Source organism: Enterobacter cloacae complex sp. (assembly GCF_900322725.1).
Lineage (GTDB): Bacteria > Pseudomonadota > Gammaproteobacteria > Enterobacterales > Enterobacteriaceae > Enterobacter > Enterobacter quasihormaechei.
The window spans coordinates 4,026,396-4,050,106 of the sequence record NZ_LT991957.1 but is presented as its reverse complement, the minus strand read 5'-3'; the positions used below and the strand labels follow the sequence as shown (position 1 = coordinate 4,050,106).

Annotated in this window: 24 protein-coding genes and 2 tRNA genes; 13 read left to right on the top strand and 13 right to left on the bottom strand. The window is 55.6% G+C overall.

The genetic code is table 11. The features are described 5' to 3' along the window. Positions 1-32: 32 nt before the first annotated feature. Entirely contained in the window at positions 33-1,199 is a 1,167-nt protein-coding gene (locus tag DBR02_RS19965; RefSeq protein WP_107535210.1) for an MFS transporter, read from the bottom strand. A 161-nt stretch (positions 1,200-1,360) separates the two neighbouring features. Beyond that, complete coding sequence (cydH, locus tag DBR02_RS19960; protein WP_003857632.1) at positions 1,361-1,450, bottom strand: cytochrome bd-I oxidase subunit CydH; 90 nt, start codon at positions 1,448-1,450, stop codon at positions 1,361-1,363. Between the two features lie 297 nt (positions 1,451-1,747). Between cydH and purR the strand changes: the two genes are divergently transcribed. Continuing rightward, a complete protein-coding gene (purR, locus tag DBR02_RS19950) occupies positions 1,748-2,773 on the top strand; it encodes an HTH-type transcriptional repressor PurR (RefSeq protein ID WP_006809011.1) in 1,026 nt (341 codons plus the stop codon). Between the two features lie 17 nt (positions 2,774-2,790). On the opposite strand, the gene punR is transcribed toward purR, so the two are convergent. Continuing rightward, positions 2,791-3,702 carry a DNA-binding transcriptional activator PunR gene (punR, locus tag DBR02_RS19945; RefSeq protein WP_047353996.1) on the bottom strand — a complete coding sequence of 304 codons (912 nt, stop codon included), beginning with the start codon at positions 3,700-3,702 and terminating at the stop codon, positions 2,791-2,793. Positions 3,703-3,815: 113 nt separating this feature from the next. Between punR and punC the strand changes: the two genes are divergently transcribed. Both punC and cfa read left to right on the top strand, forming a co-directional pair. Next, on the top strand, positions 3,816-5,015 hold the full coding sequence (gene punC / locus DBR02_RS19940) for a purine nucleoside transporter PunC (RefSeq protein WP_107535209.1): 1,200 nt from the start codon (positions 3,816-3,818) through the stop codon (positions 5,013-5,015). 297 nt (positions 5,016-5,312) lie between these two features. Next, positions 5,313-6,461, top strand: a complete 1,149-nt coding sequence (gene cfa, locus DBR02_RS19935; protein WP_107535208.1) for a cyclopropane fatty acyl phospholipid synthase — start codon at positions 5,313-5,315, stop codon at positions 6,459-6,461. A gap of 31 nt (positions 6,462-6,492) precedes the next feature. Here cfa and DBR02_RS19930 read toward each other — a convergent pair whose 3' ends face one another. Beyond that, the gene (locus tag DBR02_RS19930; protein ID WP_063448935.1) at positions 6,493-7,134 is read right to left on the bottom strand and encodes a riboflavin synthase; all 642 of its coding nucleotides are present in this window, start codon (positions 7,132-7,134) and stop codon (positions 6,493-6,495) included. Between the two features lie 225 nt (positions 7,135-7,359). Between DBR02_RS19930 and mdtK the strand changes: the two genes are divergently transcribed. From mdtK to DBR02_RS19910, 4 genes are all read left to right on the top strand, one after another. Further along, positions 7,360-8,733: an MdtK family multidrug efflux MATE transporter gene (gene mdtK / locus DBR02_RS19925; RefSeq protein ID WP_107535207.1), complete on the top strand. Its 1,374-nt coding sequence runs from the start codon at positions 7,360-7,362 to the stop codon at positions 8,731-8,733. Between the two features lie 153 nt (positions 8,734-8,886). Next, positions 8,887-8,963, top strand: a tRNA-Val gene (locus DBR02_RS19920). Between the two features lie 4 nt (positions 8,964-8,967). Then, a tRNA-Val gene (locus tag DBR02_RS19915) sits at positions 8,968-9,044 on the top strand. Positions 9,045-9,166: 122 nt separating this feature from the next. After that, complete coding sequence (locus tag DBR02_RS19910; protein ID WP_107535206.1) at positions 9,167-10,762, top strand: FAD-NAD(P)-binding protein; 1,596 nt, start codon at positions 9,167-9,169, stop codon at positions 10,760-10,762. A gap of 28 nt (positions 10,763-10,790) precedes the next feature. Here DBR02_RS19910 and DBR02_RS19905 read toward each other — a convergent pair whose 3' ends face one another. Together DBR02_RS19905 and DBR02_RS19900 are read right to left on the bottom strand one after the other, a co-directional pair. After that, the gene (locus tag DBR02_RS19905; protein ID WP_063448938.1) at positions 10,791-11,426 is read right to left on the bottom strand and encodes a carbonic anhydrase; all 636 of its coding nucleotides are present in this window, start codon (positions 11,424-11,426) and stop codon (positions 10,791-10,793) included. Between the two features lie 71 nt (positions 11,427-11,497). Beyond that, positions 11,498-12,280 (bottom strand): MBL fold metallo-hydrolase, encoded by a 783-nt coding sequence (locus DBR02_RS19900; RefSeq protein ID WP_107535205.1) that lies wholly within the window; start codon positions 12,278-12,280, stop codon positions 11,498-11,500. Between the two features lie 125 nt (positions 12,281-12,405). Between DBR02_RS19900 and DBR02_RS19895 the strand changes: the two genes are divergently transcribed. Next, complete coding sequence (locus DBR02_RS19895; protein WP_003857665.1) at positions 12,406-12,546, top strand: hypothetical protein; 141 nt, start codon at positions 12,406-12,408, stop codon at positions 12,544-12,546. A gap of 56 nt (positions 12,547-12,602) precedes the next feature. Here the strand turns inward: DBR02_RS19895 and DBR02_RS19890 are convergent, their stop codons facing one another. The 6 genes from DBR02_RS19890 to DBR02_RS19870 all read right to left on the bottom strand — a co-directional run bounded on the left by DBR02_RS19890 (position 12,603) and on the right by DBR02_RS19870 (position 17,277). Further along, positions 12,603-14,009, bottom strand: coding sequence for a DUF1996 domain-containing protein (locus DBR02_RS19890; protein ID WP_107535204.1), 1,407 nt, complete (start codon positions 14,007-14,009; stop codon positions 12,603-12,605). A 144-nt stretch (positions 14,010-14,153) separates the two neighbouring features. After that, positions 14,154-14,321 carry a hypothetical protein gene (locus DBR02_RS26795; protein WP_063867029.1) on the bottom strand — a complete coding sequence of 56 codons (168 nt, stop codon included), beginning with the start codon at positions 14,319-14,321 and terminating at the stop codon, positions 14,154-14,156. A 118-nt stretch (positions 14,322-14,439) separates the two neighbouring features. Beyond that, a complete protein-coding gene (fumD, locus tag DBR02_RS19885) occupies positions 14,440-14,649 on the bottom strand; it encodes a fumarate hydratase FumD (RefSeq protein ID WP_003857676.1) in 210 nt (69 codons plus the stop codon). 108 nt (positions 14,650-14,757) lie between these two features. Then, positions 14,758-15,570: a MetQ/NlpA family ABC transporter substrate-binding protein gene (locus DBR02_RS19880; RefSeq protein WP_063448942.1), complete on the bottom strand. Its 813-nt coding sequence runs from the start codon at positions 15,568-15,570 to the stop codon at positions 14,758-14,760. Between the two features lie 23 nt (positions 15,571-15,593). Beyond that, positions 15,594-16,262, bottom strand: coding sequence for a methionine ABC transporter permease (locus DBR02_RS19875; RefSeq protein WP_107535203.1), 669 nt, complete (start codon positions 16,260-16,262; stop codon positions 15,594-15,596). After that, positions 16,255-17,277: a methionine ABC transporter ATP-binding protein gene (locus tag DBR02_RS19870; protein ID WP_107535202.1), complete on the bottom strand. Its 1,023-nt coding sequence runs from the start codon at positions 17,275-17,277 to the stop codon at positions 16,255-16,257. The genes DBR02_RS19875 and DBR02_RS19870 overlap by 8 nt, the downstream gene beginning before the upstream one ends. A gap of 399 nt (positions 17,278-17,676) precedes the next feature. On the opposite strand from DBR02_RS19870, the gene DBR02_RS19865 reads away from it, so the two are divergent. The 5 genes from DBR02_RS19865 to lpp all read left to right on the top strand — a co-directional run bounded on the left by DBR02_RS19865 (position 17,677) and on the right by lpp (position 22,553). Further along, positions 17,677-19,047 (top strand): pyridoxal-phosphate dependent enzyme, encoded by a 1,371-nt coding sequence (locus DBR02_RS19865; RefSeq protein ID WP_107535201.1) that lies wholly within the window; start codon positions 17,677-17,679, stop codon positions 19,045-19,047. Positions 19,048-19,059: 12 nt separating this feature from the next. Next, positions 19,060-20,205, top strand: a complete 1,146-nt coding sequence (locus DBR02_RS19860) for a trans-sulfuration enzyme family protein (protein WP_107535200.1) — start codon at positions 19,060-19,062, stop codon at positions 20,203-20,205. Positions 20,206-20,278: 73 nt separating this feature from the next. Next, the gene (gene ynhH / locus DBR02_RS27250; RefSeq protein WP_425605772.1) at positions 20,279-20,575 is read left to right on the top strand and encodes a protein YnhH; all 297 of its coding nucleotides are present in this window, start codon (positions 20,279-20,281) and stop codon (positions 20,573-20,575) included. Positions 20,576-20,582: 7 nt separating this feature from the next. Continuing rightward, positions 20,583-22,004 (top strand): pyruvate kinase PykF, encoded by a 1,422-nt coding sequence (gene pykF, locus DBR02_RS19855; RefSeq protein ID WP_003857687.1) that lies wholly within the window; start codon positions 20,583-20,585, stop codon positions 22,002-22,004. A 312-nt stretch (positions 22,005-22,316) separates the two neighbouring features. Further along, on the top strand, positions 22,317-22,553 hold the full coding sequence (gene lpp, locus DBR02_RS19850) for a murein lipoprotein Lpp (RefSeq protein ID WP_001082307.1): 237 nt from the start codon (positions 22,317-22,319) through the stop codon (positions 22,551-22,553). A gap of 60 nt (positions 22,554-22,613) precedes the next feature. Here the strand turns inward: lpp and ldtE are convergent, their stop codons facing one another. Next, positions 22,614-23,627 (bottom strand): L,D-transpeptidase LdtE, encoded by a 1,014-nt coding sequence (gene ldtE / locus DBR02_RS19845; protein ID WP_063867038.1) that lies wholly within the window; start codon positions 23,625-23,627, stop codon positions 22,614-22,616. Between the last annotated feature and the right edge of the window lie 84 nt (positions 23,628-23,711).

Sequence of the window (23,711 nt, the reverse complement as noted above, 5' to 3'; positions counted from 1 at the left end):
ACGCAGAAGGGGCAACCCTTCTGCGTTTTTGTTTATTCCGCCGTACACACCGCTTCTGGCTGTTTACGCCCGGACATCAGCACCAGCAGCAGGCCGAGTGCGGCAATGATCGCCCCCATCACCGGCACAAAGCTGTAACCTAAACCACCGGAAATCACCGCCCCGCCCGCAGCGGCTCCCAGCGCATTGCCCAGGTTAAACGCACCGATATTCACGGACGATGAGAGCCCCGGCGCCTCATGCGCAACACGCATCACGCGCATCTGCAACGGCGGCACCACGGCAAAGGTTGCGGCGCCCCACACCAACATGGCAACCGCGGCGCCCACTTCGTTACGCGCCAGCCACGGGATCGCCACCATGATGACGATCAGCAGCGTTAAGAAGCCTTTCAGCGTCCCACTCACGGAGCGGTCGGCAAATTTGCCGCCGAGATAGTTGCCAATCGAGAACCCGACACCAATCAGCACCAGCATCGCGGTAACAAAGAGTGGCGTTGCATGGGTAATGTCGTGCAGCACCGGGGAGATATAGGTGTAGAGCGTAAACATCGCCCCCGCCCCCAGTACCGTGGTGAGCAGCGCGGAAAGCACCTGGGGACGCATCAGCACCGCCAGCTCTTTACGTACTTCCGGACGTTCTCCCGCACTTCCTTTCGGCAGTGAGAAGAACAGCGCGACCATCGCGACCACGCCCAGTCCGGCGGTTGCGAGGAAAGACATACGCCAGCCGATAGCTTCTCCCAGCCAGGTGGCGGCGGGAACACCGCCGATATTGGCGATGGTCAGCCCCATAAACATGGTGGCTACCGCGCTGGCCTGCTTATGTTTTGGCACCACGCTGGCGGCAACAACCGAGCCCAGCCCGAAGAAGGCGCCATGGTTCAGGCTGGTCAGAATACGGGAAAGCATCAGGGTGGTGTAATCCGGCGAAATCGCGGAAAGCACGTTGCCCAGGGTGAAAATCGCCATCAGGAAAATCAGCGCATTGCGGCGCGCGCGGTGCGAAAGCAGCAGCGTCATCAGCGGCGCGCCCACCATCACGCCGATCGCGTAGGCGCTAATCAACATACCGGCCGCAGGGATAGAGACATCCACGCCCCGGGCGATAACAGGCAATAACCCCATCGGGGAGAATTCAGTGGTGCCAATCCCAAAGGCGCCAATCGCCAGGGCCAGCAGGGGAAAATTGATTTTCATGAATAAACTCCGGATACCGTGCCGTTACCCGGCACAGAATTAAGAAGTCAAAAGCATGACATCAATCACAAAAAATGAGAAGTTAACATTTTGGCAAAAGATTTTTGCCGGAAAGATAACAATAGCGGCAAGCGAGGGAGAAAATTCTCCCTCCATCTAAATCAGTGCAGCGCAGCGGTTAAACCACCCGCAACAATCAGGGCAAGAACAACAATGGTGGTAAACAGCGAAAACTTCAGATCGGTACTCATCAATTTTTCTCCTTTTATTCACCCTACGAAAAGTGAGCCTGCTCATTTTTACACAGTTCAGGTCAAAAATCTTCCAGGATTTAAGCGGATATCCACTTTACCTCTTCCCCTTTTCATCAAGATAGGACAAAATTCCACGCTAAATTTATTAGCGTACCGGCCACTGACCCCCTCCTGACGTCCTGTGTCGTTTTCCCGGCGTGTCGCAACTCAAGATTGCGTAATAAGGGTGAGAGAAGGCAAACGTTTACCTTCAATGGTTTCAGGAGCTTAGGATATGGTCTGGAGTGACATTTAATGGCAACAATTAAAGACGTAGCAAAACGCGCAAACGTTTCCACCACAACCGTATCACATGTTATTAACAAAACGCGTTTTGTCGCTGAAGAGACGCGCAATGCCGTCTGGGCAGCGATCAAAGAACTTCACTACTCGCCTAGTGCGGTCGCGCGTAGCCTGAAGGTTAATCACACCAAATCGATTGGCCTGCTGGCCACCAGCAGTGAAGCGGCCTACTTTGCTGAAATTATCGAAGCCGTTGAAAAAAACTGCTTCCAGAAGGGCTATACCCTGATTCTGGGCAACGCGTGGAACAACATTGAGAAACAGCGCGCTTATCTGTCGATGATGGCGCAAAAGCGCGTCGACGGCCTGCTGGTGATGTGTTCTGAATACCCAGAGTCGGTCCTTTCCATGCTGGAAGAGTATCGCCACATTCCGATGGTGGTGATGGACTGGGGCGAAGCGCGCGCCGACTTCACCGACTCCGTTATCGATAACGCTTTTGAAGGCGGCTACATGGCGGGGCGTTACCTGGTGGAACGCGGTCACCGTGAAATTGGCGTGATCCCGGGCCCGCTGGAGCGTAACACCGGTGCTGGCCGCCTGGCCGGTTTCATGAAGGCGATGGAAGAGGCGCTGATTACCGTGCCGGAAAACTGGATTGTTCAGGGCGATTTCGAGCCGGAGTCGGGCTATCGCGCCATGCAGCAGATCGTCTCCCAGCCGCATCGCCCTACCGCTGTGTTCTGCGGCGGCGATATCATGGCCATGGGCGCCCTCTGTGCGGCAGATGAACTCGGCCTGCGCGTCCCGCAGGATATCTCGGTGATCGGCTATGATAACGTGCGCAACGCCCGCTTCTTTACGCCGGCGCTGACCACCATTCACCAGCCGAAAGATTCGCTGGGTGAAACCGCCTTCAATATGCTGATGGACAGGATCGTCAACAAGCGTGAACAGTCCCAGTCCATTGAAGTGCACCCGCGCCTGATTGAACGCCGTTCCGTTGCGGACGGTCCGTTCCGCGACTACCGTCGTTAATCCTTTTACGGGGCCAGCTACGCTGGTCCCCGTAACCACTCCCGGTTCAGCGTTTCGCTGTCTCCCAAATAATCCAGCAGCCAGGCCATGGCGGGCGATACGTCGTTTTGCTGCCACGTCAGACAGCACGCGGCGTCCGGGAAGGGATTTTCCAGCGTCAGAGCCACCCACTCCCCCGCGTCAATGCGCGGACGCGCAAAATGCACCGGCACCATGCCAACGCACAGCCCCGCGCTCAGGCAGGTGGCTGACGACTCCCAGTCCGGCGCGACCACGCGGCGCTGATTATCCAGCAGCCAGGTAATGCGCTTCGGCAGCGAACGGGACGTATCTTCCAGCACCAGCGAGGGCCAGTTGCGTAAGGTGTCATCGCTCAGCGGCCCTTCCAGCGCCGCCAGCGGATGATCGCGCGCGACCACGCAGGTCCAGCTCAGCATGCCCATGTCGCGAAACGCGTAGCGCCCCCCAACCGGGATCGCCTGGGTGGCGCCAATCGCCATCTCTGCCCTGCCGTCCGCCAGCGCATCCCAGACGCCGTTAAACACCTCCTGTGAAACGCGCAGTTCGACGTCGGAGAAATGACGATAGAAATCGACGATCATCTGCCGGGTGCGTTCCGGCTTAACGATGTTATCCACCGCGATGGAAAGATGACCGCGCCAGCCGTTGGCGATCTGCTGGCACTGCTCGCGGGTGATCTGCATTTTTTTGATAACAGACCGCCCCTCTTTCAAAAACCACGCGCCGGCCGGCGTGAGCTCCACGTCGCGATGGCGCCGCTCAAACAGCGGGACCGCCAGCCACGCTTCCAGCTGACGCACCGTATAGCTGATGGCCGAGGGAACGCGATGCAGCTCCTGGGCGGCACCGGTAAAGCTGCCGTTACGCGCCACGGCATCGACCACTTCAAGAGAATAATCTGACCACATCTTTTGCCTGCAAAATTTTTGAATTCACCCGCCAAATATTAGCGTTTCACAAGCTGCTTTGCACCTCCTACACTCTGCGCCAACGTACACCTGCCTCCTCAGGAGAATAAACAGTGCAACCCAGGAAAGGATTTTTAGTCTGGCTCGGCGGCTTAAGCGTGCTGGGCTTTTTGGCGACCGATATGTATCTGCCCGCGTTCGCCGCGATGCAGGAAGATTTGCAAACCCCTGCCGCCGCCATCAGCGCCAGCCTGAGTTTGTTCCTCGCAGGCTTTGCCTTGGCGCAACTGCTCTGGGGGCCGCTCTCGGATCGTTTTGGCCGTAAACCCGTCCTGTTGCTGGGACTGGCAATTTTTGCCGTAGGCTGTCTGGGCATGCTGTGGGTCCGCGATGCCGCCTGGCTCCTCGTGCTGCGCTTCATCCAGGCCGTCGGCGTCTGTGCCGCAGCGGTCACCTGGCAGGCGCTGGTAACCGATTATTATCCGGCTTCGCGCACTAACCGCATTTTCGCCACCATTATGCCGCTGGTCGGCCTGTCGCCGGCGCTCGCCCCGCTGCTGGGCAGCTGGATCCTGGCGCATTTCGACTGGCAGGCCATTTTCGCCACGCTGTTTGCCATCACGCTGGTGCTGATGCTGCCCGCGTTCGGGCTCAAGCCTGCGCGTAAAAAAGAGACGCATCCGGACGCGCAGCCAGTGACCTTTACCTCCTTACTGCGGGCAAAAGCCTATCGCGGTAACGTGCTGATTTATGCCGCCTGCTCTGCCAGCTTCTTTGCCTGGCTGACCGGTTCGCCGTTCATTCTGCATGACATGGGCTACAGCCCGGCGGCTATCGGCCTGAGCTACGTTCCACAGACCATCGCCTTCCTGGTGGGTGGCTATGGCTGTCGCGCCGCACTGCAAAAATGGGAAGGCCAACAGATGCTGCCCTGGCTGCTGGTGTTGTATGCGTTAAGCGTGATTGCGACCTGGGCCGTCGGCTTTATTCCCGGCGCCGGGCTTGCAGAAATTTTGATTCCGTTCTGCGTTATGGCGATCGCTAACGGGGCCATTTACCCTATCGTTGTGGCGCAGGCGTTACGTCCGTTCCCGCAGGCGACGGGCCGCGCTGCCGCGCTGCAAAATACCCTGCAACTTGGCCTGTGCTTCCTGGCAAGCCTCGTGGTCTCTGCGCTGATTGTCACCCCACTGCTCACCACCACCAGCGTAATGCTGGTCACCGTTGCGCTGGCGGGTCTGGGGTATCGCATGCAGTCCTCCGCGCGTCGCGAGCAGAATGACAACGCGCAAACCGAAACGTCTCATGCCTGATTGCGCGGGAAATTATGTTAAAAACCAGTGATTAGGTTGCTAACAATTTTCTGTTGAATCACCCATTTTTGAGGCCTATACTGAATTTGGTTCGATAAATACGATAAATATTAAGCGTTAACGGGAGCCGGAGCGCTCCCGTTTTACCATGGAAGGCATTTCGGCAAGGGTTATCTCCCTTCCTCTGTTCGACGTCGGATATTAGCCTCGCGGGCATTTACCGTGAGATTTCTCACAAACCAAAAAAGCGTCTACGCTGTTTTAAGGTTCTGATCACAGCAAGGTGATGGAGAAGCTATGAGTTCATCGTGTATAGAAGAAGTCAGCGTTCCGGACGATAACTGGTCCCGGATCGTCAGTGAACTGTTGGGACGTGCGGGCATTACAATTAATGGCTCATCGCCCTCCGATCCCCAGATTAAACATCCCGATTTTTTCAAACGCGTTTTGCAGGAGGGATCGTTAGGGCTGGGTGAAAGCTATATGGACGGCTGGTGGGAGTGCGAGCGGCTGGATATGTTCTTCTCCAGCGTATTACGCGCCGGTCTGGAAAATCAGCTCCCCCGTCACTTCAAAGATACGCTACGTATCGCCTCCGCCCGCCTGTTCAATCTGCAAAGTAAAAAGCGCGCGTGGATCGTCGGCAAAGAGCATTACGATCTGGGCAACGACCTTTTCAGCCGCATGCTCGACCCGTTAATGCAGTACTCCTGCGGATACTGGAAAAAAGCGACGACCCTGGAAGAGGCGCAGCAGGATAAGCTACAGCTAATCTGCGATAAATTGCAGTTGCAGCCCGGCATGCGCGTGCTGGACATCGGCTGTGGCTGGGGCGGCCTTGCCTGGTTTATGGCGAAGCATTACGGCGTGAGCGTCGTCGGGGTCACGATTTCGGCTGAACAGCAGAAAATGGCGCAGGCGCGTTGCCTGGGGCTGGATGTCGATATTCGGCTTCAGGATTACCGCGACCTGAACGAGCAGTTCGACCGCATTGTTTCCGTTGGCATGTTCGAGCACGTCGGGCCCAAGAACTACAGGACCTATTTCGAGGTCGCTGACCGGAACCTGAAGCCTGAGGGTATTTTCCTGCTACACACCATCGGCTCTAAGCGCACCGACAACAACGTGGATCCCTGGATCAACAAATATATCTTCCCGAATGGCTGTTTACCCTCTGTTCGCCAGATTGCCAACGCCAGCGAACCGCATTTCATTGTGGAAGACTGGCATAATTTTGGCGCAGATTACGACACCACGCTGATGGCGTGGCACGAACGTTTCCAGGCCGCATGGCCTGAAATCGCCGACAACTATTCGGAACGATTCAAACGGATGTTCAGCTATTATCTCAATGCCTGTGCCGGGGCTTTTCGCGCGCGGGATATACAGCTATGGCAGGTGGTGTTTAGTCGCGGGATTGAGCACGGCCTGCGCGTGGCCCGCTAAAAAAATAACCCCGGTTGCCCGGGGTTATTTTTTATTCTTCTTCCACGGCCTTTATTATCGCCGCCTCTTTCGCCGCCAGCACGCGCTCAACGGTATCCACGACCGCCTGGGTTTGCGGATCAATTTCGATATTCACCCGCTGCCCCAGTTTTTTTGAACCAAGCGTGGTACGTTGCAACGTTTCTGGAATTAAATGCACGCAAAAACGGGTTGGCGTCACTTCACCTACGGTCAGGCTAATCCCATCAATGCCAATAAATCCTTTATAAAGGATGTATTTCATTAAGGTGGGATCCTGCACCTTAAACCAGATTTGACGGTTATTTTCCGAGGTCACGATTTTCGCCACTTCGGCGGTGGTCATAATATGGCCCGACATCAGGTGCCCGCCAATCTCATCGCTGAATTTCGCCGCCCGCTCAACGTTGACGGTATCCCCCACTTCCAGCTCGCCCAGGTTAGTGATGCGCAGCGTCTCTTTCATTAAATCAAAAGCGATCTGGTTACCGTTAATTTCGGTCACCGTCAGGCAGCAGCCGTTATGCGCTATCGACGCCCCGGTTTCAATGCCGTCGAGCATATATTCAGGCAGCTCGACCACGTGAGTGCGGAAATTCGGTTTTTCATCAATGGACACCACTTTGGCAGTGCCCTGCACAATACCAGTAAACATGCTTACAGCTCCTGTTCATTCCGAACGGCGATGACACCGTATAATCCCACCACAATAACAGTTGAAAAAACAGGTTGCCAGTGATGCGCAATTTCTGGCGATTTTTTCACTAGATAATTAGTTAAACCCCGCTACAATAGCTGGCATCCCTCTGTTTTTTCTTCTTGCTGCCAGATACGGCGGCCTTTTTAGTCTCTCAAATAACTACAATACAAAGGTGTTCACGTGCAGAAGTATATGATCGAAGCGCGTCAGTTATTGGCACTGGCAATACCGGTGATCGTCGCGCAGGTAGCCCAAACCGCAATGGGATTTGTGGATACGGTAATGGCCGGTGGTTACAGCGCCACCGATATGGCCGCCGTGGCGATCGGAACCTCAATCTGGCTCCCGGCCATTCTGTTTGGTCACGGCCTGCTGCTGGCGCTGACGCCCGTTATCGCACAGCTTAACGGCTCCGGTCGACGTGACCGCGTGGCCCATCAGGTTCGCCAGGGCTTCTGGCTGGCCGGGGGCGTCTCCGTCCTGATTATGATCGTCCTGTGGAACGCCGGGTATATTATCCGCGCCATGCATAATATCGATCCGGCGCTGGCAGATAAGGCGGTCGGTTATTTGCGCGCCCTGCTCTGGGGCGCCCCCGGCTATCTGTTCTTCCAGGTAGCACGTAACCAGTGTGAAGGGCTGGCAAAAACCAAGCCGGGCATGGTGATGGGCTTTATCGGCTTGCTGGTGAATATTCCCGTGAACTATATCTTCATTTACGGTCATTTTGGCATGCCGGAGCTCGGTGGCGTGGGCTGCGGCGTTGCGACGGCAGCGGTGTACTGGGTGATGTTCGGAAGCATGCTCACCTACATTAAGCATGCGCGATCCATGCGCGACATTCGCAACGACACTGCCTTTAGCACGCCTGACTGGTCGATGTTGACCCGCCTGACCCAGCTGGGTCTGCCCATTGCGCTGGCGCTGTTCTTTGAAGTGACGCTGTTTGCCGTTGTCGCCCTGCTGGTTTCGCCGTTAGGGATTATTGATGTGGCAGGCCACCAGATCGCCCTGAACTTCAGCTCTTTGATGTTTGTTCTGCCGATGTCGCTGGCGGCTGCGGTGACGATTCGCGTGGGCTTCCGTCTGGGACAAGGTTCTACGCTGGATGCGCAAACGGCTGCCCGCACCGGGCTGGGCGTCGGCGTCTGCATGGCGGTCTGTACCGCCCTCTTTACCGTGCTGTTGCGTGAGCAAATTGCCCTGCTCTATAACGACAACCCGGAGGTAGTGACCCTGGCCTCGCACCTGATGCTGCTGGCGGCCATTTATCAGATCTCTGACTCCATCCAGGTGATTGGCAGCGGCGTGCTGCGTGGGTATAAAGATACGCGTTCCATCTTCTTTATCACCTTCATTGCCTACTGGGTGCTGGGCCTGCCGAGTGGCTACATTCTGGCGCTCACGGATCTGGTGGTGGATCGCATGGGGCCAGCCGGGTTCTGGATGGGCTTTATCATCGGCTTAACGTCTGCGGCCATTATGATGATGCTGCGCATGCGCTTCCTGCAACGTCAGCCCTCTACGGTTATTTTGCAGCGCGCTGCACGTTAATGACCCTGTAGCCGCCGGCTGGCGGCTACTTTCTCTTCACTTTGCGCGGTAATGAAGCAATCGCGTGAAATCAGAGAGAAAAATGCATTTTCCCTCTTGCCACCTTGGTGCTGTGCCGCTAATATTCGTCCCCGTTGTCACCGACAACACAATGCGTTCATAGCTCAGTTGGTTAGAGCACCACCTTGACATGGTGGGGGTCGTTGGTTCGAGTCCAATTGAACGCACCATTCTGCGTCCGTAGCTCAGTTGGTTAGAGCACCACCTTGACATGGTGGGGGTCGGTGGTTCGAGTCCACTCGGACGCACCATTTCAGTCCTGAAATGGTGCAAAAATCCTCTTCTTAACATCTTAATTTCTCCCTGCATTAAACGGCTTAATCTTTCTCCTGCTACGCTTTTCTTATGGTTCAGAAACGCAGGAACGCTTTCGATGAAAAAAATTGCCATTATCGGCTCAGGCCCAACAGGGATTTACACCTTCTACTCACTTCTTACCAACGCAGCGCCCCTTTCGATCACCGTGTTTGAGAAAGCAGATCAGCCCGGCGTCGGTATGCCTTACAGCGATGAAGATAACTCCCGACTGATGCTGGCGAACATCGCCAGTATTGAAATCCCGCCCATTTTTATCACCTATCTCGACTGGCTTAAGCAGCAAAATGCAGCCCATCTTGCCCGCTATAGCGTCGACAAAGACAAACTGCACGACCGGCAGTTTTTGCCCCGTATTCTGCTGGGTGAATATTTCCACGACCGTTTTCTCGCCGTCGTTGCCGAGGCGAAAAAGGCAGGATTTCAGGTCGAGGTTCATCCCAACGCAGAAGTAACGGATATCAAAGCAGATGCAGACGGCGTGGCCCTGTCAGTGAACGATGCGCCTTTCTCCAGAAGATTTGACCTTGCCGTGGTCGCCACCGGTCACGTCTGGCCTGATGAAGATGAAGCCACCCGCGCCTGGTACCCGAGCCCATGGTCGGGGCTGATGGACGCAGAGATCCGAGCCTGTGAGGTGGGGATCATGGGGACTTCCCTTAGCGGGCTGGACGCCGCGATGGCGGTTGTGATGCAGCACGGTCGGTTTACCGGCGAGCAGTTCGTTGTCAATAAAGGCAGCGAGGGGTTAAAAATCACGCTGATGTCCCGCACGGGCGTTCTGCCGGAAGCCGACTTTTACTGCCCTATTCCTTATGAACCGCTGTCGGTGTTAACGGCATCTGTGGCAGAAAGCGAGATCGCTAAAGGCCCGGACGGGCTGCTTGACCGCATTTTTGCGCTGATGGTGAAAGAGCTTGAGCTGGCCGATCCGCAGTGGTGCCAGGCGATATCGCTCAGCACGCTGAATGCCGACACCCTTCGTGAGGTCTGGTTTGAGGATCGTAAAAATCATGGTCCTTTCACCTGGGCCGAAGCGAATCTGAAAGAAGTGGAGCGCAACAAGCGCGACAAACGCACCGTTGCCTGGCGCTATACCGTGCTTCGTCTGCATGAGGTGGTTCAGGCGATTGTTCCTTCACTTAACGAACAGGACAGAGAGCGGTTTAAGTCGGGGCTGGAGCGCGTATTTATTGATAACTATGCCGCCATTCCACCACAGTCTATCCGCCGGTTACTGGCGCTACGAGAGGCAGGGATCATCAGCGTGGTCGCCCTCGGTGATGATTACGACCTGGATATCGGCAGCGATCAAACCGTCATCACCACGCAAGAAAAGAGTTATCGCTTCGATGTCTTTATTGATGCGCGCGGGCAAAAACCGCTCAAAAATAGGGATATCCCCTTCCCGACGCTGCGCAAACAGCTTGAGGAAACGGGCGATGAGATACCGGACGTGGGGGAAGACTACACGTTGCTGTCACCTGCGTCTCTGCGCGGACGTATCGCGTTTGGGGCGATCCCCTGGCTGATGCACGACCATCCGTTTGTTCAGGGTTTGTCAGAGTGTGCTGAAATTGGTAAGGCGATGGCGAAAGCGGCGGGAAATCCTGCGTCGGGCGTGCGGCGGAAATTACCTTTCATGGAGTTTTAACCGGGCTTCCCTGCCCTACGGTGTCGGATTACTCGAAGAAGACTTCCGGGTTTTCCGACAGCGATACAAAGCTTTTAGTGTTCTTATCCAGGGCAAGGATTTTGCCGCTTTCAATATCATACACCCAGCCGTGCAGGCGGATGGCGTTGTTGCGCAGGCCTACTGCCACCGACGGATGGGTCTTGATGTTGCTCAGCTGCGCAAAAACGTTCTCCTGCACCATCGCATTCACTTTATCGATTGGCGTATCCCAGGTTTTCTTCTCCACCACCGCTTTCGCCGCATCAGAATAGCGCAGCCAGTGGGAAACGGCCGGCATGGGCTCCAGATCCGCGTTGTCGGCAATCGCCTTCATCGCGCCGCAGTTTGAGTGACCGCAGATAACAATATCGGTCACGCCGAGGGCCACCACCGCGTATTCGATGGTCGCTGAGACGCCGCCAGGCTCCGGCCCGAACGGTGGCACAATGTTGCCAGCGTTTCGAATGACAAAGAGCTGTCCTGGCTCCTGTTGCGTAACCAGTTCCGGAACCAGACGGCTGTCGGAGCAGGAGATGAACAGCGCTTTGGGATTCTGACTGGACGCTAAACTACGAAAAAGCTCTTTACGTTGCGGGAAAATCTCTTTTTGAAAGCTGAGAAAACCTTCAATGATATGTTGCATAGCCATTTCTCTTTATCTGTTTTAGTTTAGGTATGATCGCGATCACACTCGTAAAATTTAACCACCGTGCCCTACCGGAGACAAGCAATATATTTCTGCCCCGACCGCTGCACGATCTCATCCGCGTTCGTCAGGATGTTTTGTCCTTCAAAGGCCCCGTACAGGCGCTGGTACTTTTTCCCCGCCAGTCGGCCGGTTACCGACTCGACGGTGCGGGCAGGCAGCGGGAGCATATTCGGATAACTCCACATAAACGACACGGCGTCTTTACCCGGGGTGACCTGCAAAATATCACCGGCCAGCAGTACGCCGTCGCCTGACTGCCAGTGCAGCACCGTGCCGCCTGCGAAATGCCCGCCCAGTCGCAGCAGCGTTACCGACGGCATAATTTCCAGAGTGTCTTCCTCCCAGAAGCGTATCGCCGGACTGTCACGCATTACCCACTGCCGATCGCTGGCGTGCAGGTAGATCGGCGCGTTAAACGCCGCGGCCCACTCCTGCATGGTGGTGTAGTAATGAGGGTGCGAAATCGCAATCGCGCCGATCCCGCCGAGCGCTTCAATTAACGCTCTGGTGGCCGGGTCAAGGTTCGCGATACAGTCCCACAGGATATTGCCCTGCGGCGTGCGCAGCAGGATGGCGCGCTGGTTAATGGCAAAAGAGGGGACGGTTTTGATGCTGAACAGCTGCGGCTCCAGCTGTTGCCATTTGTTGGTATGCGTGGCCGTAAGACTATCGAAATCCGTCCACGCCTGGCCCGTCACCGGAACATACTGGCGTTCATCGTCGCAAATCGGGCAGCGTTTGGGGTGTTCATCGTAAGCGGTACCGCAGGTTTTACACAGCGTAATCATCAGCGTTCCTCAGCAATAAAGCACTGAGTATGGCAGGGATTATCCATATGTGCTGCGGGGTGCATCGCCCGCTTTTTTTGACTTATACTGTGCCAGTATCAAAAACTGAATAACGCAGGTAGCACATGGAAATTGATCTCGATAACTTAGTCTTTAACGGGCTGGATGAAGCAGAAGAGCGCAACGCGGAACGTCTCGACGACGCGGATAAAAAAGCCCAGGCGATTGTCGCCGATGACGACTGCGGCGATGCCTGCAAGATCTGACGAGAAAGCACCGGAAGCCCCGGTGCTTTTTTTAAGCATGAGGTTTTCACCCGCTATCAGTTCTCCGGCGTTTTGCTAAACCCGGTGAGCATCAGGATCAGACTTTGCGGAGATGATGCCGTCTCAAACTGATAGTGGTTTCCCTGACGATCGCCGCCGATATACCACGATATTTCGGTTTTCCCTTCTGCCAGCGCCTTGCGTACCGCTTTATCGACATCCACCATCCGGTATTCGCGGGCGTGGTTCAGGTACAGCACCGCATCCGACCGGTAGTTGCAGGACGGTCGCGCGTGCCAGTTCACGCTGGCCGGATCCCAGTCGTTGCTCGCCGGATAGAAGAAGATTTGATCCGCGCCGTTGGTTTCCACTTTCCCGCCATAGATACGCACGCGGTACTTAAACTGGGCAGGATCCTGTCCGGCAGGCAGCGGAGGAATGCTGAACTTCACCAGCGACAAGGTTTCGCTGTTTTTCGTCCTTCCGCCGTTCTGCCAGTTATCCTGCACCAGTAAGGCCTGAGGATCGGGCTGCGACAGTGTGGGTTCCAGGCTGCTTAGCCAGACGTTGGCCTTCGCTTCTGAATATCCGTACGGGACGGTGGTGCCGCAATCCAGCCCGCGGTTCATACACAGGTCGGTCATAAAGCGCGCGGCATCTTCCGTCCAGCCGTTCATGAAGTCAGCATGCGCCGTATAGAGGCTTCCCCACCGCTCCTCGCGCTCATTACCGTGCATGATGGGGTCAAGTGAAAGCTGCGCTTTGCTGGTGTCCAGAGCGCTAATCGTCGGGAGCACGTACGCGATATTCATGTTCACCGTCGGGATCTTAATCGGGAAGGCGGACGGACACTGCCCTTTCATGTCGTAGGTGGCGTTAACCAGACCGTGGGCAGGCTTCAGGTGTACCCCATCCCAGCAGTTGGGGAACTGGATGCCGATATTAAACTGCACGGCATCCTTCGCCTTACGTAAGCCGCAGACTTCACCCGTTTTGCTGGTGTAGCCCTTGCCGTTGGCGCATAAAAAGGTGATATGGGGATTGGGCGCGGTGCCGTGATGATCGCCAGCCAGCAGCGACAGCCCCGCCGGGAACGGGTGAAGCGGCCAGGCGTCAACGTTCGATGCCTGATAATAGGTTTTTTGGTAGGCGGGTTTCACCACCGTTCCGTCCGGCAACCTCAGCGACGGCGCCCAGTAGGCCGAGCTGTCTGCTTTATTATCGCAGGTCGTCTTTTCTTGCGTACGCAGCGATGCGCGGCTGGAGTAAGCGTCCGTTTGCACGTTACCAAAAAAATCGTGCAGCATGGCCTCGTTGGGCATGCCGTACATCATAATGGCATCATCGCCAAGGGTGTGGGAATAACCGCAAACCACGTGCGCCTGTGGCGCAGCGTGCGCCGCCTGCATGGCAAGCAGTAGCGCGATGGCAGAGAGTGTGGGGGTAAGTACTGTCCGTTTCATTATTATCTCCATCTGAGAAAGGAGATAGTGGTAACAAAACGGCTATCAATTACCGAGGATTTACCTGCGTACTTTTCCGCTCATCCCCGCTTTACAGCAGGCAGGCACAGCTCATTCCAGTACATTTCGCGCGTCCGGCGCAGTTCAGCGTGTCGTTTTAACATAGAACCACTCCGGATCAATGTTGGCTACGTCCACGCCGTACAGGCTGGCGACAGGCAGTATTGACTCAAGAACACGTTGCGCGCTGTTCTCCGCATTCGCTGGTTGGGTGGCAAAAAACCGCCGTAACGTGCCGATCCATTTTTTCATCGTCATTACCCCTCTCGCTTAACCTGAACTCAGTTAAACACGCCTTCATCATGAAGAGGAAATAACAATACTGACTGTTGATATGCAGGATTTGAGAAACGCCCAAGGCGCCGGCACGCTAGCCGGCCAGCGCTTTAACGACCGTTTCCATCGCTTTGGTGGTCAACTCGCTGCGCTTAACGCGCTGGTTCGCCAGCGCGGTACGCAGTACGCCCGCAATGACAATATGTTTCGGCTCTTGCCCTAAATCACGCATTTCGAGAACGACCTTGCCTACCACCCGACACATCTCCTGGTACAGCGCTTCGTCTTTGGTCACATTGCCCATTGCCATCACTCCGATGCCTTAAACCGTCAGCTTAAAGCATTCGTCGGCTGGATACAAAAAAGAAGCCCGGCGTATTGCTCGCCGGGCTTCGTCTGGAAAATCAGGCGATTAGTTGTTTACCGGGATGACCGCACCTTTGTATTTGGTACGGATCCAGTCCTGGATCTCTTTAGAATGCAGCACGTTCACCAGCGCGACGATATCTTTCTTCTTCTCGTCACCGCGATGGACGGTAATGATGTTGGCGTACGGGTTATTCTCACCGCTTTCAACCGCAATCGGATCGTGCACCGGATCCAGGCCCGCGTCGATGGCGTAGTTAGCGTTGATCACCACCGCGGCCCCTTCGTCGTTATTGTACATCTGCGGCAGCAGGGACGCTTCCACATTCGGGGTAAATTCCAGCTTTTTCGGGTTTTCCACGATATCGCTGATGCGCGCGGTCACTTTATCGATGCCAGGCTTCAGCTTGATCACCCCCTCCTTTTCGAAGATGGAGAGTATACGTCCTTCCTCGGAAACCGCATCACGCATGATGATTTTGCCGCCTTCCGGCAGATCCTTCAGTGATTTGTATTTTTTCGAATAGATACCGATCGGCTCAATGTGGATAGCGCCCGCACTGACAAAATCATAATCCTTATCGCCCGCGTGATCTTTCAGCACGCTGTTCAGATAAGGGATGTGCTGGAAGTAGTTGGCGTCGATGTCACGCCCTGCCAGCGCGGTGTTGGGCAGAATGTAGTCCTGGAACGGTTTAATCTCCAGATCGATACCCTGCTTTGCCAGAATCGGCTTAGCCTGCTCCAGAATTTCCGCGTGCGGCGTGTTGGACGCCCCCACGGTCAGCGTATCTGCCCAGGCGGCAAAGCTCAGGGCGCTCAGGGTGGCTGCGGCGATCAGTGTCAGTGTCTTTTTCATGATGTGGTTCCTGTGTGTATTTATTAGCGTTTATCTAACAGTGAAGTAATGACATCGCCGCAGAACTGGATAATGAACACGATGATCAGAATGGTCACCGTTGCCACCAGCGTGACGTCACCATGGTTGCGCTGGAATCCTTCCAGATAAGCCAGATTTCCCAAACCGCCGGCGCCTATCACCCCCGCCATTGCGCTGTAGCTCACCAGCGCAATCAGCGTCACCGTCATGCCTGAAACCAGTGCGGGTGAGGATTCCGGCAGTAAAACCCGAAACACTAACGTGCTCAGCCGTGCGCCCATCGAACGCGTGGCTTCGATAACCCCTTTGTCCACTTCACGCAGGGCGATCTCGACCAGACGGGCGTAAAACGGTGCGGCGCCTACAATCAGGGCGGGCAACGCGGCGTTAGCGCCAAGAATGGTTCCGACGACGGTCTTGGTGAACGGGATCAGCAGCACGATGAGAATGATGAACGGAATGGAGCGGAACACGTTCACCACAATCGACATCACGCTGTAGACCGTGCGGTTTTGAAATAACCCGCCGCGGGCGGTTAAAAACAGCGCCAGACCGAGCCCGATCCCCAGAACAAACGTCGCCACGCCCGAAAGCGCGGTCATGTAGAGCGTCTCCTGAGTTGCAGCCCACAGCTGATCCCACTTCAGGTGCGGAAAAAGTTCTTCAACCATGCTTAATAACCTCGCCTTCAATATCGCTTTGCTTCAGATCGGCGAGGATATTGTTTAGTTGTTCATCCGATGCCACCACGTGTACCCAGAGCTGCCCGAAAACACCGTGGGCGGTTTGCGTCATTTTGCCGTGCAGGATATTAAACGGCAGGCCGTAGCGCAGGGTCAGTTCCCCGACGATCGGCCTGTGCGTGCTGTGCCCGGTAAAGGTGAGTTTGATGACCGTGCCCTCCAGCCCGGTTGCCAGTTCCGTATTGAAGGTTTCATCTTCGGCGTACTGGCTCACCTGTCGGACAAACTGCTGGGTGATCGGCTGCTGCGGATGCGTAAAGACGCTCAGCACGTCCCCCTCCTCCACCACTTTCCCGTTCTCCATTACCGCCACGCGGTCGCAGATTTTGCGCACCACGTGCATTTCGTGCGTGATCAGCACGATGGTCAGGTTAAAGCGACGGTTAATGTCCAGGAGCAGATCGAGGATCTGATCGGTCGTTTGCGGATCCAGCGCGGAGGTGGCTTCGTCACACAGCAGCACGTCGGGATGATTGGCCAGCGCGCGGGCGATGCCCACACGCTGTTTTTGCCCGCCGCTCAGCTGCGACGGAAAGGCATTCTCGCGCCCCCTCAGGCCGACCAGATCCACCAGCTCGGCGACGCGTGCCTCAATTTTCGCTTTCGGTACACCGGCAATTTGCATTGAAAAGGCGATGTTTTCCTTCACCGTGCGCGACCAGAGCAGATTGAAGTGCTGGAACACCATGCTGATTTTCAGGCGTGCCTGACGCAGCGCTTCTCCTTTTGCGGCGGAGATATCCTGTCCGTTAATGGTGACGCGTCCGGCGCTGGGCTTTTCCAGACCGTTCAGCAGACGGATCAAGGTACTTTTCCCGGCTCCGCTGTAGCCGATAATCCCGTAAATCTGTCCCTGCTCGATCGTCAAATTAACGTTATCAACGGCTGTCAGCGCCACCTTTCCGTTGTCAAAAACTTTCGAAATATTGCTGAGTACAATCATTCTTATTCGTTATCCGTGCCGCGTATAGCGGTTTAGCAGTATGGATGTCCAAAAGATAGTAAACAGCCGTTATCAGCTTTTAAATGACCAAAAAGGAATGTCTTATAACGCAATGAAATAAGTCACGACCTGGCGGCTGAAAATCGCTTAGATGAATATCAGCAATACATATCCGACAGCTGCATATCACCGCCTTCTCATCCGCCTGAATGGGTTATTTTTTCAGCATTTTGCGCGCATATAGACATCCTCACATCCGGACAACTTTACATCTCGCTGTCTTTCCATCTAAAAACACGACGAATATTCCTTTCCGTTCTAATACCCAGTGAAACGTTCTTTATTGAGAAAATTTCAGGATCCTATTATCCGGTCATCCCCCTTTTCCAGGACATGACCATGATGCTTTACCACTCCGTCACCGAACTGATTGGCCGCACGCCGCTGATCCAGCTGCACAAACTGGATACCGGTCCCTGCTCGCTGTTTCTGAAGCTGGAAAACCAAAATCCCGGCGGTTCGATCAAAGACCGCGTCGCACTGTCGATGATTAACGAAGCCGAACGCTCGGGGCAACTGCGGCCCGGCGGGACCATTATCGAAGCCACGGCGGGGAACACCGGGCTGGGGCTGGCGCTGATCGCCGCGCAGAAAGGCTATTCGCTGATTCTGGTGGTGCCGGACAAAATGAGCCGCGAAAAGATTTTCCACCTGCGGGCGCTGGGTGCGCAGGTGGTGTTGACCCGTTCCGATGTCAATAAGGGGCATCCGGCCTATTACCAGGATTACGCCCGGCGGCTGGCGAACGAACTGCCCGGCGCGTTTTACATCGACCAGTTCAACAATGAGGCCAACCCGCTGGCGCACCGCACGACCACCGCGCCGGAACTGTTTGAGCAGCTTGACGGCCAGATCGATGCCATCGTCGTCGGCGTTGGGTCCGGCGGTACGCTGGGCGGCTTACAGGCGTGGTTCGCCGAACACTCACCGCAGACGGAATTTGTGCTTGCCGATCCGGCCGGGTCGGTACTGGCAGATCAGGTTGAGACCGGACGCTATCACGATGCCGGATCGTGGCTGGTTGAGGGGATTGGCGAAGACTTTATTCCTCCGCTGGCGCACATCGAAGGGGTTAAACGCGCCTGGCGCATTACCGATCGCGAAGCCTTCACCACCGCCCGCGAGCTGCTCAAAAAGGAAGGGATCCTGGCGGGCTCCTCCAGCGGCACGCTGCTGGCGGCGGCGCTGAAATATTGTCAGGCGCAGACCACGCCAAAACGCGTGGTCACCTTCGCCTGCGACAGCGGCAATAAATACCTCTCGAAGATGTTCAACGACGACTGGATGCGCCAGCAGGGGCTGATCGCGCGCCCGCAGGCAGGGGATCTCTCCGACTACATTGCCCTGCGCCACGATGAAGGCGCTACGGTGACTGCCGCCCCGGACGACACCCTTTCCACCGTGCTGGCCCGCATGCGGTTGTACGACATCTCCCAGTTGCCGGTGCTCGATAACGATAAGGTCGTCGGCATCATCGACGAATGGGACCTGCTGCGACACATCGGGGGGGAAGCCGATCGCTTCTCTCTCCCCGTGACGGCGGCCATGACGCGTCAGGTGGAATATCTGGACAGGCAGGCCCCGGAGAGCGCCCTGCACGCCATCTTCGACCGTGGCCTGGTAGCCATTATCTATGACAACGACCGTTTTCTGGGTCTGATCACCCGCAGCGACGTTCTCACCGCCTGGCGTAACCGCCTGGAGAAATAAAAGGAGCAAAAGATGAAAAACCTGGCAACCCTCAGCGTTCACAGCGGCGAGTTTAACGACCCGCACGGCGCCGTCATGCCGCCGATTTACGCCACCTCGACGTTTGCGCAACCGTCTCCGGGTGAGCATACCGGCTATGAATATTCCCGAAGCGGCAACCCCACCCGCCACGCGCTGGAGACCGCGATAGCCGAGCTGGAGGGCGGCATGCGCGGGTACGCCTTCGCATCAGGGCTGGCGGCCATTTCCACCGTGCTCGAACTGCTGGATAAAGACAGCCATATCGTCGCCATTGACGACGTGTACGGCGGTACGTATCGCCTGATCGAAAACGTGCGCAAGCGCAGCACCGGGCTACAGGTGAGCTGGGTTAAGCCGGACGATGTAGCCGGTCTTGAGGCCGCCATTCGCCCGGACACCCGCATGATCTGGGTGGAGACGCCGACAAATCCGCTGCTGAAACTGGCCGATCTGGCGGCCATCGCGGAAATTGCCCGGCGTCATAATGCGATCAGCGTGGCGGACAATACCTTCGCCTCTCCGGTCATTCACCGGCCGCTGGAGGCAGGGTTTGACATCGTGGTGCACTCCGCCACCAAATATCTCAACGGTCATTCAGACGTGGTTGCCGGGCTGGCTGTTGTCGGGGCAAACAAGGACCTGGCGGATCGCCTGGGCTACCTGCAAAACGCAGTCGGAGGCGTTCTGGATCCGTTCAGCAGCTTTCTGACGCTGCGGGGTATTCGCACCCTCTCACTGCGCGTAGAGAAGCACAGCGCCAACGCGCTGGCGATTGCGCAATGGCTGGAGGCGCAGCCGCAGGTTGAAAGCGTGTACTATCCCGGGCTGGCGTCGCATCCGCAGCATGCGCTTGCCCGTCGCCAGATGGCGCTGCCGGGCGGCATGATCTCCGTCGTCTTAAAAGGCGATGCGCAACGCGCGACTGACGTTATCCGCCACCTTACGCTTTTTACCCTGGCCGAAAGCCTGGGCGGCGTGGAGAGTCTGGTGAGCCAGCCCTACAGCATGACCCACGCCTCGATCCCGCTGACGCAGCGCCTTGCCAACGGCATTGTGCCGCAGCTGATCCGCCTGTCGGTGGGCATTGAAGATACGCGCGATCTAATTGCCGACCTTCAGCAGGCGCTGGAAAAATGAGCAAAAAACGGCGGGCGTTGCGCCTGCCGTCATAAGATGACATTAGGCCTTAACGCATTGATAACAAACTTATGTGAATCTGCACAGATTGTTTTTGAAACACCGTTTCCATTTTCCTTTTTGCTGCAAATCAGCGTATAATGCGCGCCAAATCCCTGGTGAATGGTTTCAGCGCTTGGAATACAAAAAACAACGTACAACTTCTCCTCTCCTCCGTTGGGCTGGCACTCAGGCACACTTTCTTCTGCACGCTCATTTGATGTCACCTATTCTTAGTGCGTGTCATATACTCTTTCGCAACACAGGTTTGACTCCGCGGCGGTGCGCCCCCGGAGCGAGATTTCCATATCCTTCCCAACTTAAAGACTAAGACTGTCATGAAAAAGACGAAAATTGTTTGTACTATCGGCCCGAAAACCGAATCCGAAGAGATGCTGAGCAAAATGCTGGATGCCGGCATGAACGTGATGCGTCTGAACTTCTCCCACGGTGACTATGCTGAACACGGTCAGCGTATCCAGAACTTGCGCAACGTGATGAGCAAAACCGGTAAAAAAGCCGCGATCCTGCTCGACACCAAAGGTCCTGAAATCCGTACCATCAAACTGGAAGGCGGTAACGACGTTTCTCTGAAAGCGGGCCAGACCTTCACCTTCACCACCGACAAATCCGTTGTGGGTAACAACGAAATCGTTGCCGTGACCTACGAAGGTTTCACCAGCGATCTGTCCGTTGGCAACACCGTGCTGGTGGATGACGGCCTGATCGGCATGGAAGTAACCGCGATCGAAGGTAACAAAGTTATCTGTAAAGTTCTGAACAACGGCGACCTGGGCGAAAACAAAGGCGTTAACCTGCCGGGTGTGTCCATTGCTCTGCCAGCGCTGGCTGAAAAAGACAAACAAGACCTGATCTTCGGTTGCGAACAAGGCGTTGACTTCGTTGCTGCGTCCTTTATCCGTAAACGTTCTGACGTGGTTGAAATCCGTGAGCACCTGAAAGCGCACGGCGGCGAGAACATTCAGATCATCTCCAAAATCGAAAACCAGGAAGGTCTGAACAACTTCGACGAAATCCTCGAAGCGTCTGACGGCATCATGGTTGCGCGTGGTGACCTGGGCGTTGAAATCCCGGTTGAAGAAGTGATCTTCGCGCAGAAGATGATGATCGAGAAATGCGTTCGCGCGCGTAAAGTGGTTATCACCGCAACGCAGATGCTGGACTCCATGATCAAAAACCCACGCCCTACCCGCGCGGAAGCGGGCGACGTGGCGAACGCCATCCTCGACGGTACCGATGCCGTTATGCTGTCTGGCGAATCTGCGAAAGGGAAATACCCTCTGGAAGCGGTCAGCATCATGGCGACCATCTGCGAACGTACCGACCGCGTGATGAAAAGCCGTCTGGATTACAACAACGACAGCCGTAAACTGCGCATCACCGAAGCCGTGTGCCGTGGCGCGGTAGAAACCGCTGAAAAACTGGAAGCCCCGCTGATTGTTGTGGCAACCCAGGGCGGTAAATCTGCGCGTGCCGTGCGTAAATACTTCCCGGATGCAACCATCCTGGCGCTGACCACGAACGAAACCACCGCGCGTCAGCTGGTGCTGAGCAAAGGCGTGATCCCACACCTGGTGAAAGAGATTGCGTCTACCGATGATTTCTATCGTCTGGGTAAAGAAGTGGCGCTGGAACTGGTTGATTGTGGTCTGGCACAGAAAGGCGACGTTGTGGTTATGGTTTCTGGCGCGCTGGTACCAAGCGGCACAACCAACACCGCATCTGTTCACGTGCTGTAATAATTCCCGAACAAATTATATTTTTGTTAAAAAGCGTCCTTCGGGGCGCTTTTTTTATTCCCGCCTTTAACCAGAACTATTCAAAAAGCAAATCGGGTTTTTCTATTTAATCGCGATTTATCTAAGATGAATCCGATGAAAAATGCCTTTTTTAACATAGCTTTTTCGTCAAAATTGCCGATTTCGTTGCTTCTTTGAGCGAACGATCAAAAATAGGCGTAATCCCATCAAAAAAATATTCTCAACCCAAAAAACTTTGTGTAATACTTGTAACGCTACATGGAGATTAACTCAATCTAGAGGGTATTAATAATGAATCGTACTAAACTGGTACTGGGCGCGGTAATCCTGGGTTCTACTCTGCTGGCAGGTTGCTCCAGCAACGCTAAAATCGATCAGCTGTCTTCTGACGTTCAGACTCTGAACGCTAAAGTTGACCAGCTGAGCAACGACGTGAACGCAATGCGTTCCGACGTTCAGGCTGCTAAAGACGACGCAGCTCGCGCTAACCAGCGTCTGGACAACCAGGCTACTAAATACCGTAAGTAATAGTACCTGTTAATAAAATGGCGCACATTGTGCGCCATTTTTTTTGCCTGCGTCAAACTCCTACTGAATCACCTTCTCTCCCTCGCCTTCCGCCACCGCCGCTGAGACACGACTGTTTTGAACAGACAGGACAGAACTGCTGGCTGCCGAACCGTTACCCGCTGAAACGGCAACCGGGATCCCCGCCCTGCGCGCCAGCGCTTTATCGATGAGCGTTTTATCGCTGCCTGATTCCGCTGCAAAAGCGGTAAACGCCGCAGAGTGCGCAAATGGCACCGTCTGTGGGTTTTCGCCCTCAGCCTGCGCCAGCGGCCTGTGTACCTCGATATAGCGTTTGCCGTCCGGCTCCACAGAGAACTTCACCGGCTCATTGATAATCTGAACCCGCGTGCCGACGCGCGCTTGTTCAAACAACGCTTTGATATCCGGCGCGTTCATCCGCATACAGCCCGAGCTGACCCGCAGCCCCACGCTGTCCGGTGCGCTGGTTCCGTGGATAAGATATTCCCCATTGCCGATGCCCAGACGCAGCGCATAGCGCCCCAGCGGGTTATTAGGCCCGGCGGGTACCACAGCCGGCAGTTTTATGCCCTGGGCCAGTGAGCGCGCTCTGATGCCCGCTGGCGGGGTCCAGGTGGGATTAGGGATCTTCTGGCTCACACGGGTGGTGCTGACCGGCGTTTCCAGCCCAAGCTGACCGATACCCAGCGGATAGACCTGGACGATATTTTCACCCGGCGGATAGAAGTAAAGACGCAGCTCCGCCAGATTCACCACAATGCCTTCACGATCGGTGTCCGGCAGCAGCATCTGGGAAGGAATGGTAATGACCGTTCCTGGCGCAGGGTTCACCGGTGCAATGGTATTATTGGTTTCAAGAATAAGCTGTGCTGCGGTATTAAACCGACGAGCGATAGCCTGGAGCTTATTGTCGCCTTCCTGAATGGTGTATGTCTGGTTTTGCCCAATCAGGCGGCTGCCTGCGGGCGGTAACGGATAATCAACCGCCCTGGCTGAATTAACAGCACTGAGCGAACCAAGGAGTAATAGAGTTATTAGAGACGCGCGCTTCATGCTGAGATTCCTTATTCACTGACTGAACGTCAGAAAGCTGAAAAACCAGCGAGGTGGAAACCACCCCGCGAAACAGAATGAATG